We start from the raw sequence: 13,404 nt of genomic DNA on the forward strand, positions 1-13,404 counted from the left end.
CGATGGGCAGTTAAAGAACGAATCGGCGCGCCACCACTCTGCCAAGCACCACCCCTGGTGCCTCTAACATCAGTGAAGGTTTCCGATGCCTCATTTTTTCATGTTCCGGGGTGGCAAATCAATCGCCATGATGGTTAGAAGGACACCGAGTTTACGGGGTTCGAGCGTGAAAGTCGGCGCACCGTGGGGGTTGAAGAAAACAGAGGTTTTGGACATGGTCGGGTAGTCGTTCAAGCGGTCATACGTTCTGCGCCAAGGCTGGCTTGAAGCACCTTGATTTGCCTGCGGCAATCCTCGCATCGATGCTCAGCGGACCGGCACCCAGCGCCGAGATCAGCAACATGCCACCGGCCACCGAGATGTTCTTCATGAAGAGCAGTTGGGTGACGTATTGCTGATCGGCCGGAGCCGACCAATAGGCGTGGAAGACGACGCTGGCCGCCACGGTGAATAAGGCCAGCGCGATTCCGGCCAGACGGACCCGGTAGCCGACGACCAGTGCCAGCCCGCCGAACAGTTCCAGCGCACCAACCGCTGCCGCAAGCAGCGTCGGCGCAGGTAGCCCGCCGCTGGCAATGAAAGCCGCAGTGCCTTCGATATTGCCGAGCTTGCCGAAGCCGGACACGATGAACATCAAGGCCAGCAGCAGGCGCCCGACAAGCGAAACATAAGTCTTGTAAGAATCATTCATGGTATTTCTCCTTGATAACAGTGAATCGGGATGTCAGGCCAGGCGCCCATCCCGAAAGTCGTTCAGTGCCTGGTAAATTTCCTGCTCGGTGTTCATGACGAACGGGCCGTATTGGGCAATGGCTTCATTCAGCGGCCGGCCAGCGATCAGCAGGGCTCTCGCTTCGCCGGCGGCTTCGATTACCACGCCATCGGCCTCGCTATCATTGGCGAGAATCGCCATGCGGTTTTCCGGCAACGATTCTCCGGCAACACGCAGCTCGCCGCGATAGACAAAAACGAAGGCGTTGTGTCCGCTCGGCAGCGTCTGCGCGAAGCGCGCGCCGGCGGGCAGGTGCAGGTCGAGATAAAGGGGTGCCGTCGCCTCGCGCGTCACCGCACCGACGACGGCATGGCTTTCGCCGGCGATCACGGTCACTCCGACACCGCCATCGGTGACGAAGTGCGGCAGATCGCTGGCGGCGAAATCGCGATACCACGGCGCACTCATTTTGTCTCTGGCGGGCAGGTTCAGCCAGAGCTGGAAACCCTCCATCACACCCGCTTCCTGCTGCGGAATCTCGGAATGGATCACGCCGCGACCCGCCGTCATCCACTGCACCCCGCCGTTTTCAAGCAAGCCTTCGTGGCCGGCGCTATCGCGATGCTGCATGCGGCCGGCGATCATGTAGGTCACGGTTTCGAAGCCACGATGCGGATGGTCGGGAAAGCCGGCGATGTAGTCATCCGGATTGTCACTGGCGAAGGCATCGAGCATCAGGAAGGGATCCAGCCGTCGCTGCAATGCTTGCGTCAGAACCCGCGTCAGCTTGACGCCGGCGCCATCTGAAGTCGGCATGCCGGCGACAACGCGTTCGATGCTGCGTGTCTGGCGAACCGGGTCGCTGTGGCGAACTGACTTGCTTGTCATGACTTTTCCTGGGTCGGGTGTATGGATGTGCTGCACGGTTTAAGACTCGGGCCAGTACGGCATGCTTCGCGGCGGGCACTGGAATTGATTTTCAGAAGGGTCAAGACGTACTCCTTGGGTGGGCGACGACCTGATTGGTACTTTATTGATGTTAGAAGAAGAACAGAAGCCCTGAAATCGGATAACATTGTTCCTCCAATGGAACAATACGAGCCCAATGACCTGCTGATATTCGCCCGCGTCGCGGAAGCTGGCAGCTTTAGCCGTGCCGCCGAACGTGCAGGTTTGCCCAAGTCCACTGTGTCGCGTCGCATCGCCTTCCTTGAGGAGCAACTCGGCGAACGCCTGATTTTGCGCACAACCCGCCGCCTCACGCTCACCGAGTTCGGCCTGCAGTTGCTCGAACATGCGCGTCAGGTGGCGGCAGAGGTCGATGCCGTCAAGGCGCTGAGCGAATACCGCAAGGCGCGCCCCAGTGGCCGCTTGCGGGTTTCGATGCCCAGCGATTTTGCCACTCTGCTGCTGACCGACATGCTGGCGGCTTTCATTGCACTACATCCGGCGGTAACGCTGGAACTGGATCTTTCGCCACGGCGTGTTGATCTGCTCGGAGAAAACTTCGATCTCGCCGTGCGCATGGGTGATTTGCCTGACGACACGCTCCTTGCTGCCCGGCGCATCGCCGAGTTCCCCAGCGGTCTCTACGCTGCTCCGAATTACCTGGCCGAGCGCGGCGACCCGACGTCGCCGCAGGACCTCGATCGGCACGATGCGTTGCGCTTGCTCGGGCGCAATGGCGAAGCGGTAACCTGGATACTGATGTCTGGCGAGCGCCTATGGCAGGGCGCGCCGCCGGCGCGGGCGGTAGCCAATGCGCCGGAGCTGTTGATCAAACTGGCTTGTGCCGGTGCCGGCATCGCTGCCGTGCCCGATTACTTTGCAGCGCCCAGCGTGCGTCAAGGCGAATTGCGGCGCGTGCTTCCCGACTGGTGCATGCCCTCGCACACGGCCTGGGCGGTGTTTCCGGGGCGACGCCTGATGCCGGCAAAGGCGCGCGTCTTCATCGACATGCTCGAAGCAGCGATGGCTGGATCCCGCTGAACTCAGGCTGGGGATTTCGTCCAAATTGCGACTGGTCATCGAGATTGACGGATTCGGCCGACCGACTCCCGCTGTTTTCTGATTCCTGCTCGGCAGATAGGCGCTGAATTTCCGACTCGGGGTTGATCCGGCTTTTGCTTTTCCGTGAGCCTGCTTCGCTCAAACCAGGTCTTCGCGACGCAGCAGGAAGACGTGCCGATCTCCGGCGCTGGTATCAAGCCAGATAAACGGGGTCTCGGGGAAGGCCATCTCCAGATCGTCGCGATTGTGTCCAATCTCGACCACCAGTAGTCCCTCCGTTTTGAGATGACTGGGCGCTTCCCTGAGAATGATGCGTACCAGATCGAGTCCGTCCTTGCCGCCAGCCAGCGCGAGTTCCGGTTCCCGGCGGTATTCCTCCGGCAGGACGGCCATCGATTCGGCATTGACGTAGGGGGGATTGGAAATGATCACGTCGTACTGCCGCCCCTGGATTTCGGCAAAGCCATTGGATTGAAAAAGCCGGAGGCGCGTATCCAGCTCGTAGTCATCGACATTCCGCCGGGCTACCGCGAGCGCTTCTGGCGAGAGGTCGACGGCGTCGATCCTGGCTTCAGGGAAAGCGTGCGCGGCAAGGATTGCCAGGCAGCCGGAGCCGGTGCACAGATCCAGTACGCTGCCCACCGCCCACGGATCTTCGACCCACGGGCTGAGTTGCTCGTGCAGCAACTCGGCGATGTGCGAGCGGGGAACGATCACCCGTTCGTCGACATAAAAACGGTAATCGCCAAGCCAGGCTTCGTTGGTCAGGTAGGCGGCCGGCAGGCGCTCGCTGATGCGGCGCTTGATGACCTTCAGCAGTGCGGCACGTTCGTCGCCGGTCAGCCGGGCGTCGATATAGGGATCGAGTTGATCGAGGGGCAGATGCAGGGTATGCAGCAGCAGGTAGGCGGCCTCGTCCCAGGCGTTGTCGGTGCCGTGGCCGTAGAACAGGCCGGCCTCGTTAAAACGACTGACGGCAAAACGCATCAGGTCGCGTAGCGTTGAAAGTTCGCTTTGCGCCTGTTCGAACATTTCAGGGCAACAGTTGTTCGAGAATACGGCGATAGATTGCAGAGAGCTGCGGCAGGGCAGCGATTTCAACACACTCGTCGATCTTGTGGATACTGGCATTGACCGGGCCGATTTCGATGAGCTGCGGGCAGATGTCGGCGATAAAGCGGCCATCGGACGTGCCGCCGCTCGTCGACAGTTCGGCCTCGACGCCGGTTTCCGCCCGGATTGCTGCGCGGGAGGCGTCAACCAGTGCGCCACGGCCGGTTAGGAAGGGTCTGGCGCCAAGGGTCCACACCAGCTCGTAATCGACACCATGACGCGCCAGAATGTCTCCGACTTTTGCCTTCAGCTCCTCGGGGGTGCTGACCGTCGCGAAGCGGAAGTTGAAGTCGATTTCAACGTGACCCGGAATGACGTTGCCGGCGCCGGTACCGCCGTGGATGTTCGAAATCTGCCAGGTCGTTGGCGGGAAAAACTCGTTGCCCTGATCCCAGACGCTGACGGCGAGTTCGGCAATGACCGGCGCCGCACAGTGGATCGGGTTCTTCGCCAGATGCGGGTAGGCAATATGGCCCTGAACGCCTCTGACCGTGAGTTTGCCGGAAAGTGAGCCGCGACGGCCGTTCTTGATGGTGTCGCCGAGTCGCGTGACCGCCGTCGGTTCGCCAACAATGCAGAAGTCGATGGTTTCACCGCGTGCCGCGAGCGCTTCGGTGACGGCAACGGTGCCGTCCACTGCATCGCCTTCCTCATCGGAAGTGAGCAGGAAGGCGATCGAGCCGCTGTGCTGCGGACGCGCCGCAACGAAAGCTTCGCTGGCGGTAACAAAGGCGGCCAGTGAAGCTTTCATGTCCGCCGCGCCGCGTCCGAAGAGGAAGCCGTCGCGCTGGCTCGGCTGGAAAGGGTCGCTCGTCCACTGCGCGAGCGGACCGCTCGGAACAACGTCGGTATGCCCGGCAAAGCAGAACAGGGGGCTGGCTATGCCGCGGCGAGCCCACAGATTGCTGACGCCGCCGCGATTGATGGTTTCGCATTCGAAACCGATGCGCTGCAAGCGTTTGCCGATGATCGACATGCAGCCGCCATCGTCGGGGGTGACGGAACGGCAGGCAATCAGTTGCTCGGTGAGGCGAAGTGTTGCATCACTTGGCATCTGGTTTTTCATCTGCGTCGTTAAGGCTGAGCGTGAACTCCTTGAATGACGTGCCGCCGTCGCTGGTTTCCGAGAAGTCGAGCGGTGTTTCGCTACCCTGTTGTTCCTTGCTAGGGGTGCTGGAGATTTCAGAATTGTTGATCAGCCAGGAGAGATTGGTTGGCGAGTCGGCATTCGCCAGCGCCTCATCAAGAGTGATGATGCCTTCACGATAAAGGCGGAAAAGATCCTGCTCGAAGGTCTGCGATCCGGGTGCCAGGCTCTGTTCCATTGCCTCCTTGACGGCCAGGACTTCGCCGCGTTCGATCAGTTCCTGAACGTGGCGGGTGTTGAGCAGGACTTCGGCGGCTGGCGTGCGCTTGCCATCGGGCTTTAAGACAAGGCGCTGCGAGACGATGGCCTTCAGGCTGGCTGAAAGATCAAGATAAAGCGAGGTGCGGCTATCGAGCGGGAAGAAATTGATGACGCGGTTGAGCGCGTGATAGCTGTTGTTGGCGTGCAGCGTAGCCAGGCAAAGATGGCCGGTCTGGGCGTAGGCGATGGCCGCCTGCATGGTTTCCTTGTCGCGGATTTCGCCGATCAGGATGCAGTCAGGCGCCTGGCGCATGGCGTTTTTCAGCGCGGGCTCCCAGCCCAGGGTGTCCATTCCCAGTTCGCGCTGGTTGACAATGGATTTCTTGTGTTTGAAGAGGAACTCGATGGGGTCCTCGATGGTCAGGATGTGTCCGCTACGGTTGGCATTGCGGTGATCGAGCATCGACGCGATGGTCGTCGATTTGCCCGAGCCGGTCGAGCCGACAATCAGGATCAGGCCACGCTTTTCCATGATCAGTTCGGCGAGCGTTGAGGGCAGCATCAGGCTTTCGAGTGGCGGGATGTTGCCGAGGATATAACGCACCACAATCGAGATCGAGGCGCGTTGCCTGAACATGTTGATGCGGAAATTACCCACGTTGGGAACGCCGAAGGAAAGGTTCATCTCCATCGTCGCTTCAAAAGTCTTTTGCTGGTCTGGAGACATCATTTCAAAGGCAATTTTTTCGATCATCGCCGGATCCATGGTCTGCTGATTGACCGGAACCGAATTGCCCTGAATCTTGATATGGATGGGCACACCGGCTGAGATGAAAATGTCCGAAGCCTGCTTTTCTGCCATCAACTGGAAAAGTTTGTCCAGAATCATGAGGTCTCCACCGGGGTCATAACGATTAAACGAGAAATGAAAGCGAAATCAGTCGCCGCGCAGCAGATCGTTGATGCTGGTCTTGGCGCGGGTTTTGGCGTCGACCTTCTTGACGATCACGGCACAGTAGAGACTGAAGCTGCCGTCCTTCGCCGGCAGGTTGCCGGAGACAACGACCGATCCGGGCGGGATGCGGCCATAGCTCACTTCGCCGGTCTCGCGGTCGAAGATCTTTGTCGATTGACCGATATAGACGCCCATCGACAGAACCGAGCCGGCACCGACTATGACGCCTTCAACCACTTCCGAGCGGGCACCGATGAAGCAGTTGTCCTCGATGATCGTCGGGTTGGCCTGCAAGGGTTCAAGAACACCGCCAATGCCAACGCCGCCTGAGAGGTGAACGTTTTTGCCGATTTGTGCGCAGGAGCCGACCGCCGCCCAGGTGTCGACCATCGTGCCTTCATCGACATAAGCGCCGATGTTGACGAAGGAGGGCATCAGCACCACATTTTTTGCCAGATAGCAGCCGCGTCGGGCGCCGGCCGGTGGCACAACGCGGATTCCCGAACGGGCGAATCTTTCGGCGTCGTAATTCCGGAATTTGGTCGGTACCTTGTCGAAGAAACGCATCGCGCCAGCGTCGAGGAGCTGATTGTCTTCGAGGCGGAAGGACAGCAGCACGGCCTTCTTGATCCACTGGTGGGTGATCCATTCACCATTGATCTTTTCGGCAACGCGCAAGCGTCCTTCGTCGAGTTCGCCGAGGACGGCATTGACGGCTTCACCCACCTTGGCGGGCGCGCTGCCGGGTTGCAGGGAAGCCCGGTTTTCCCAGGCTTCTTCGATGATCTGCTGGAATTGCTGCATGGTGTGTTTCCTAAAGTTTTGAGACGAACTGTTGAATACGATCTGCGGCTTCAAGGCATTCGGCGAGCGGTGCGACCAGTGCGATGCGCACAAAGCCGGCGCCCGGATTGATTCCTCCGGTCTCACGCGCGAGAAAACTGCCCGGCAGGACGACTACATTATAATCGGCGACCAACGCACGGGCGAAACAGGTATCTGCGCTATCCGGAACAGGGGAGTGCCGTTCAACCCGAGCCCACAGATAGAAACCGGCATCGGGCATGCTCGTTCCCAGCACGCCGCTGAGCAGAGGCGTCACGGCGGCAAACTTCTCGCGGTACTGGCGCCGGTTTTCGAGCACATGCGCATCGTCGTTCCAGGCGGTGATACTGGCGGCCTGTATGGCCGGACTCATCGCGCAGCCATGATAGGTGCGGTAGAGCAGAAAGGCCTTGAGGATGACCGCATCGCCGGCAACGAAGCCGGAACGCATTCCCGGCACGTTGGAGCGCTTCGAAAGGCTGGAGAACATCACCAGCCGCTCGAAACTGCGCCCGAGCAGGGTGGCCGCCTGCAGGCATCCGAGCGGCGGCTTGGCCTCGTCAAAGAAAATTTCCGAGTAGCACTCGTCCGAGGCAATGATGAAGCCATATTTATCGGAAAGCGCGAAAAGCGTCCTCCAGTCGTCAAGATCGAGCACCTTGCCGGTCGGGTTGCCCGGCGAGCAGACGAAAAAGAGCTGAACCCGGCGCCACTCCTCGTCGCTCAGGCTGTCGTAAGCGAAGGCATAGTCGTTTTCCGGCAGCGTATTGAGAAAGCGCAGATCGGCACCGGCGAGGTAAGCTGCTCCCTCGTAGATCTGGTAGAAGGGGTTGGGGCTGACGACCAGGGGACGATGGCCGGAGGACGGGTCAATCACGGTCTGCGTAAAGGCGAACAGCGCTTCACGCGAGCCGTTGACCGGGATCACCTGCGTCTCCGGATCGATGCCGGCGAGGCCATAACGGCGCTCCAGCCACGCGCTGATGGCGCGGCGCAGGGCCGGTACGCCCAGCGTGGTAGGATAATTCGACAGACCACCGAGTCCGGCGCTCAGCGCCTCCTTGATGAAGGCCGGCGTTTCGTGTTGCGGTTCGCCGATCGACAGCTTGATCTCCCTCAGACTCGGGTTCGGCGTAACGCCGGCAAAAAGCTGGCGCAATTTCTCAAACGGGTAGGGGTGCAGCTTGCTGAGGAAGGGATTCACGTTGTTGTCAAATAACGGTGTTGGATCGATGATTATAAGGGGCATCGCCTGATGGCGAAAGGAAGCACGCAGGAAAGCACGCAAGAAAGCACGCATGATGCGGGGAAAGCGCAACGCGAGACGCGTACGGCTGTCCTCTCGTTGCTCACCGGGGCACTGATCTGGGGGCTGATCTGGTATCCCTACCGGATTCTGCGCGACGCCGGGATCGACGGCGTCGTGGCATCAAGCGCGACCTACGCTGTGGCCTTGCTCCTCGGGCTCGCATTTTTTCGACGTTCGCTGCGCGCTTTTTCGCCCTCGTGGCCCCTGTTCTGGCTGGCGTTGGCCGCCGGCGGCTGCAACCTCGGCTATGTCCTGGCCACCCTGAACGGAGAAGTGGTTCGCGTGCTGCTGCTGTTCTACCTGGCGCCGCTGTGGACCGTGCTGCTCTCGCGGCTGTTGCTCGGCGAGCGGCTCAATCGTTTCGGTGCCTTCGTCATCGCGCTGTCGTTGGCCGGTGCGGCAACCATGCTCTGGCCACCGCACGCCGGCCTGCCGCTGCCGCAGGACGCGGGAGACTGGCTCGGGCTGGGCGCCGGCTTCTCGTTTGCCCTGCTCAATGTCCTTTCGCGACGGGCGCAGGACATCACCATCGAAATCAAGTCGATGGCGGCCTTCGTCGGCGTGCTGTTCTTTGGTGGGCTGCTGATTCTCTGCGGCATCGGTCAGCCGAAGATGCCTGCCGCGCCATCGACGTGGCTGCTCATCGCCCTGATCGGCGGCGTACTGGTGGTGGCCAATCTCGTCGTTCAGTTCGGTCTGGCGCGCATCGCCGCCAACCGCGCGATTGTCATCATGCTCTCGGAAGTCGGCATTGCCGCGCTCTCATCGTGGCTGCTCGCCGACGAAGCGCTCGGCCTGCGCGAGTGGGTCGGCGGCGCAATGATCGTCGCCGCCAGCGTGTTTTCGGCGCGGATGGAAAGTCCCGAGCGAACGCCATAGTCCGATGAAGGGCGTGCTCGCCAGGCGCGGCATTCAGGCGCTGCGCAGGCGCAGCATACGGATCAGCCCTATCGCAAGCATCGGCGCAGCAAAGCCGATCGCCGTCGCCCAGATCAGCAGCAGGCCAAGCTCGCTGTAGTCGGCGGGCGTGACGAGCAATCCGGTCTGGGCATCCTTGACTTCGCGGGTGACGGTGAACAGCCTGTTCAGGTACTGGGTCGCAAGCTGGGATGCCGACAGCGCGAGGTTGGTGAAGGAAGCCATCACAGCGAAGAACGTGGCTTTGAGCCTTTCGGGCGCCGAATTGGCGATCCAGGCGAGCATCGGAATCATCGCAATCTGGCCGAGCGGCGATTCAAGCGCGGTGTCTACCAGGGCGATAAAGCGCGCATCGACCACACCGCCGGTATGCGCTGCAGTCCACTGGTGCAACCCGTAGTACATGCCCAGCGTAGGCAGCGACAGCAGCGTTCCGAACACGGTGAGAAAGCCCACGATGTAGGTGATCGGTCGTTCGGCCATGAAACGGCGAAAAACGAACATTCCAGCCAGCGTCAGCACGCTCGAGATCAACGACAGCACAGCAAGAAACTGCTGGTCGAAGACAAGCTCGTCGATCATCCACCAGGTCGCGCCCGGCCCCGGGCCGGGCACCGCGCGGAACACAAAGATCACGATTGCGGTGCCGACCAGCACCCGGCGCGCCGCGGGATCGAGTTCGTGCGTGAGTTGCCCGATCAGGAACAGCACGATCGTCATCGAAACAAGAAAAACGATTTCCTGCGCAAAAGCCACCTTGCCCACGCCGAGGGCGAGCGAGACTGCGGCAAAGGCCAGACCACCAAGGAGAATCCACCAATTGACCGGCGGACGCTCGAACGTGCGCCCCAGCAGCGCGGCGATCGCTGCCCCGGAATGGCCCTGGCGCGCCAGGCGCGCGCTGTCGCGCCGGCGCAGCCAATTCGCCAGAATCACGCCTGCCACCGATACCGCCGGGATCAGCAGCGCCAGTTCGTAGATGCTGCGGTAAGCCGCCGCGCGCTGGTCTTCGGCAAGCCCGGCGACACCGTCGAGCAGCAGCACATTCATCACCGCGACGATCAGCGTGCCGCCGATGATCGCCACCCGGCCGAGCGTCTGCATGGTGGTGTGCATCAGACGGCGCTGCGCATCGGAAACAGGCTGTCCCTGGTCATCCAGATGTGGCACCGCCTCGACCGTCATCGCGTCGGCGACCACATCCTGCACCACATAACCGACTGGCGCGAGCAGGGCTGAGAGCACATACCAGGCGTCTACCGGCATCAGCGCGAGCAGGGCGCCGTGCAGGGCGCTGCTGGTGTCGAGCAGCCCGATCATGATTAGCAGGCTGGCCGCAATCAGCGTCGCGCCCAGATAAACCAGTAGCGCCTTCCAGCGCCAGATCAGATCGACCAGATGCCCGAGCGGCATCTTCAGCGCCCACGGCAGTCCACCCCAGAAACCGAGCGCGGCAAGAAACTCGGCCGACAGGCCAAGCCGCTCCTTCACATAAAACACCCCGACGATGCCGGTCAGACCTGAAATGCCTGCCGCGACATAAACCATCAGCGGCGGCAGATAAGACAGGCGCATCTGCCGGCCCAGTTCGAGGAAGTTGCGGTCTATCCAGCCCTGCAAGGCGGCGGCAAGCGGTGGAAGTGGCATACGAGGACTATCATGGTTGAACAAGAGATACAATCTGGAAATTCAAGTGTGCAGGGTAAATTTGTTCTAGAAACCCATCGTCATACCGGCGAAAGCCGGAATCCAGTTTTGTACATCTGATCAAGATGTTAGTAAAACAGTTTTGATGAACGAACTGGATTCCGGGTCAAGCCCGGAATGAGCGCGAAGCCTGGCCTAGGGCCACGGTAATTCAATGAGTTAGCGTTAAACAAATTTACCCTGCCAAGTGCGCCCTGAGTATCCTTGACCATCGCAAACCGGTCAACGTCTGTTTTTATCTTTGAAGCGCGCTAAAACTCCCTGAAATGCAGGGAGATGGGTTAGTTCCCTGCTACCGGTCTGAGAAGATCTGGGGATCAAGGCATAAGATATTGGCATCACGATTTTCTGGGGTTTGGGGAAACGCTGAATAAGCCGTCACACCGGCGGAAGCCGGTGTCCAGTGCCTTGGCTTTTCTGGATTCCGTCTTTTGCCGGAATGACGTTTTCACACGTGTTCGCCGACTCCTTAGAGGATTTCCTGCGCACAACAACTGGTATGGGCAATGACAAAATCAGCAATAAGCCCCTTGAGTCAGATTCCCGCTGGCGTATGGGTACTCGGATTCGTCAGTATGCTGATGGACATCTCCTCCGAGATGATCCACAGTCTGCTGCCTTTGTTCATGGTCAGCGTGCTCGGCGCCAGCGCCTTTTCGGTCGGTCTCATTGAAGGGCTGGCTGAATCGACGGCCTTGATCGTCAAGGTTTTTTCTGGCGCCTTGAGTGATTATCTGGGCAGGCGCAAGGGCCTTGCCGTGTTTGGCTATGCCCTTGGTGCGTTGACCAAGCCCCTGTTTGCCCTCGCACCCAGCCTCGGGATCGTGCTGGCCGCCCGGCTGCTCGATCGCGTCGGCAAGGGCATTCGTGGTGCACCGCGTGACGCGCTGGTGGCCGACATCGCTCCGCCGCAAGTACGCGGCGCGGCATTCGGGCTGCGTCAGGCGCTTGACACCGTCGGCGCGTTTCTCGGCCCCTTGCTTGCGGTCGGCTTGATGTTGCTGTGGGCCAACGATTTCCGGGCCGTATTCTGGGTGGCGGTGATTCCGGGCTTGATGGCCGTGGCGCTGCTCCTGTTTGGTATCCGTGAACCCGAGCGCCAAGAGCAAGGCAAGCGTTCAAATCCGATCCGCAGAGCAAACCTCACGCGTCTTGGTGCGCCCTACTGGTGGGTGGTGGGGATCGGAGCGGTATTTTCGCTGGCACGCTTCAGCGAAGCCTTTCTCGTCCTGCGCGCACAACAGGGCGGCATCCCGGCGGCCCTGGTGCCCCTGGTGATGGTAGCGATGAATCTGATCTACGCCGTGTCGGCTTATCCGTTGGGCAAGCTGTCCGACCGCATGAGCCACACCAGGTTGCTGGCGCTGGGTCTGCTTGTACTGATTGCGGCTGATCTGGTGCTCGCCAGCAATGAGCACTGGGCAGTCGTCATCGCCGGAGTGGCCCTGTGGGGCGTCCACATGGGCATTACCCAGGGCCTGCTGGCGACCATGGTCGCCGATACCGCACCCGCTGACTTGCGTGGAACGGCCTACGGGTTCTTCAATCTGATGAGCGGGATCGCCATACTGGTGGCCAGCGGCGTTGCCGGTCTGCTCTGGGATCATTTCGGAGCATCTTTCACATTTCATGCAGGCGCCGCGTTTTGCCTCGTCGCACTGGCCGGCCTGGCCTGGCGAGCAAAGCCTGCGGCGTTCCGGACAAGGTGATCCACCTTAAAAACATCAACGCAAAGGCGCGAAGTTCAGCAAAGAAAGCAAGGGCAAAAGGCAGTGCAGAAAAATGAATGGGGTCGCATGACATTTCTCAAAAGAAAGAATGCGAAGCTATTAGCTGTTGTACAAGAAGACCGGTATCAAGCGCAAGCCGTGCGGCGCGTGGACATCCCCAAAGCGGGAGGCAAGACACGACCGTTAGGCATCCCCACCGTCAAGGACAGAATTGTCCAGACGGCGGTCAAGCGGGTTATCGAACCCATCTTCGAGAACGAATTTCTACCGACGAGCTACGGATTCCGACCGGGAAGAGGCTGCAAAGACGCGCTGCGGGAAGTCAATAAGCACCTGAAGGAAGGTTATACCCACGTCGTGGATGCCGACCTGAAAGGCTACTTTGACAGCATCCCGCATTCCCTGCTGAAAGAAAGAATCGAAGAACGGATCAGCGATGGACGCCTGCTCGAACTGCTGGCAGGTTGGTTGCGACAGGACATCGTCAAAGGACTGGAACGTTGGACGCCAACGGGAGGCACCCCGCAAGGGGCGGTCATAGCTCCACAAACAATAGAGCAAACTTAAGCGTAAGATGGGTTTTGCGCATTGGTCGGGAATGTCTGAGTCCCGGATTTGCGGGGCCACTCATGGTCTAGATGTCGCTCGTTATTGAGGGCTTTACCTCCATCGACAGAGAAGCTCAGCAATGACCAGAAAGTCGCGCAGTTGGCTCGTTCGTATTGCTTTCGAACCGAATCGATTCTCCTCTGAGCAGTTGAAGCAGGTTTACGAGCA

Annotated in this window: 12 protein-coding genes; 4 read left to right on the forward strand and 8 right to left on the reverse strand. The window is 60.2% G+C overall.

Going from position 1 to position 13,404, the window contains the following annotated elements; all coding sequences use genetic code 11:
• Positions 1 to 238: 238 nt before the first annotated feature.
• Both JNM42_RS19010 and JNM42_RS19015 read right to left on the reverse strand, forming a co-directional pair.
• Positions 239 to 691, reverse strand: coding sequence for a DoxX family protein (locus JNM42_RS19010; RefSeq protein WP_294274063.1), 453 nt, complete (start codon positions 689 to 691; stop codon positions 239 to 241).
• Between the two features lie 33 nt (positions 692 to 724).
• A complete protein-coding gene (locus JNM42_RS19015; RefSeq protein WP_294274065.1) occupies positions 725 to 1,600 on the reverse strand; it encodes a pirin family protein in 876 nt (291 codons plus the stop codon).
• Positions 1,601 to 1,798: 198 nt separating this feature from the next.
• On the opposite strand from JNM42_RS19015, the gene JNM42_RS19020 reads away from it, so the two are divergent.
• Positions 1,799 to 2,701: a LysR family transcriptional regulator gene (locus tag JNM42_RS19020; RefSeq protein ID WP_294274067.1), complete on the forward strand. Its 903-nt coding sequence runs from the start codon at positions 1,799 to 1,801 to the stop codon at positions 2,699 to 2,701.
• Positions 2,702 to 2,860: 159 nt separating this feature from the next.
• Here the strand turns inward: JNM42_RS19020 and prmB are convergent, their stop codons facing one another.
• Genes prmB through dapC form a run of 5 tightly spaced genes read right to left on the reverse strand, consistent with a single transcriptional unit; the run spans position 2,861 to position 8,167 of the window.
• Positions 2,861 to 3,754, reverse strand: a complete 894-nt coding sequence (gene prmB, locus JNM42_RS19025; RefSeq protein ID WP_294274071.1) for a 50S ribosomal protein L3 N(5)-glutamine methyltransferase — start codon at positions 3,752 to 3,754, stop codon at positions 2,861 to 2,863.
• 1 nt (position 3,755) lies between these two features.
• Positions 3,756 to 4,889, reverse strand: a complete 1,134-nt coding sequence (gene dapE / locus JNM42_RS19030; RefSeq protein ID WP_294274074.1) for a succinyl-diaminopimelate desuccinylase — start codon at positions 4,887 to 4,889, stop codon at positions 3,756 to 3,758.
• Positions 4,879 to 6,072: a PilT/PilU family type 4a pilus ATPase gene (locus tag JNM42_RS19035; RefSeq protein WP_294274078.1), complete on the reverse strand. Its 1,194-nt coding sequence runs from the start codon at positions 6,070 to 6,072 to the stop codon at positions 4,879 to 4,881. Before JNM42_RS19035 ends, dapE begins: the two co-directional genes overlap by 11 nt.
• 48 nt (positions 6,073 to 6,120) lie before the next feature.
• Positions 6,121 to 6,942, reverse strand: coding sequence for a 2,3,4,5-tetrahydropyridine-2,6-dicarboxylate N-succinyltransferase (dapD, locus tag JNM42_RS19040; protein ID WP_294274081.1), 822 nt, complete (start codon positions 6,940 to 6,942; stop codon positions 6,121 to 6,123).
• Between the two features lie 10 nt (positions 6,943 to 6,952).
• Positions 6,953 to 8,167 carry a succinyldiaminopimelate transaminase gene (gene dapC, locus JNM42_RS19045; protein WP_294274084.1) on the reverse strand — a complete coding sequence of 405 codons (1,215 nt, stop codon included), beginning with the start codon at positions 8,165 to 8,167 and terminating at the stop codon, positions 6,953 to 6,955.
• Positions 8,168 to 8,218: 51 nt separating this feature from the next.
• On the opposite strand from dapC, the gene JNM42_RS19050 reads away from it, so the two are divergent.
• Positions 8,219 to 9,151: a DMT family transporter gene (locus JNM42_RS19050; RefSeq protein ID WP_294274087.1), complete on the forward strand. Its 933-nt coding sequence runs from the start codon at positions 8,219 to 8,221 to the stop codon at positions 9,149 to 9,151.
• A 33-nt stretch (positions 9,152 to 9,184) separates the two neighbouring features.
• On the opposite strand, the gene JNM42_RS19055 is transcribed toward JNM42_RS19050, so the two are convergent.
• The gene (locus tag JNM42_RS19055) at positions 9,185 to 10,837 is read right to left on the reverse strand and encodes a hypothetical protein (RefSeq protein WP_294274089.1); all 1,653 of its coding nucleotides are present in this window, start codon (positions 10,835 to 10,837) and stop codon (positions 9,185 to 9,187) included.
• 590 nt (positions 10,838 to 11,427) lie between these two features.
• Between JNM42_RS19055 and JNM42_RS19060 the strand changes: the two genes are divergently transcribed.
• The gene (locus JNM42_RS19060; RefSeq protein ID WP_294274092.1) at positions 11,428 to 12,606 is read left to right on the forward strand and encodes an MFS transporter; all 1,179 of its coding nucleotides are present in this window, start codon (positions 11,428 to 11,430) and stop codon (positions 12,604 to 12,606) included.
• A gap of 87 nt (positions 12,607 to 12,693) precedes the next feature.
• Complete coding sequence (locus tag JNM42_RS19065) at positions 12,694 to 13,194, forward strand: reverse transcriptase domain-containing protein (protein WP_294274095.1); 501 nt, start codon at positions 12,694 to 12,696, stop codon at positions 13,192 to 13,194.
• Positions 13,195 to 13,404: the final 210 nt, after the last annotated feature.

This window comes from Propionivibrio sp. (genome assembly GCF_016790145.1).
GTDB lineage: Bacteria > Pseudomonadota > Gammaproteobacteria > Burkholderiales > Rhodocyclaceae > Propionivibrio.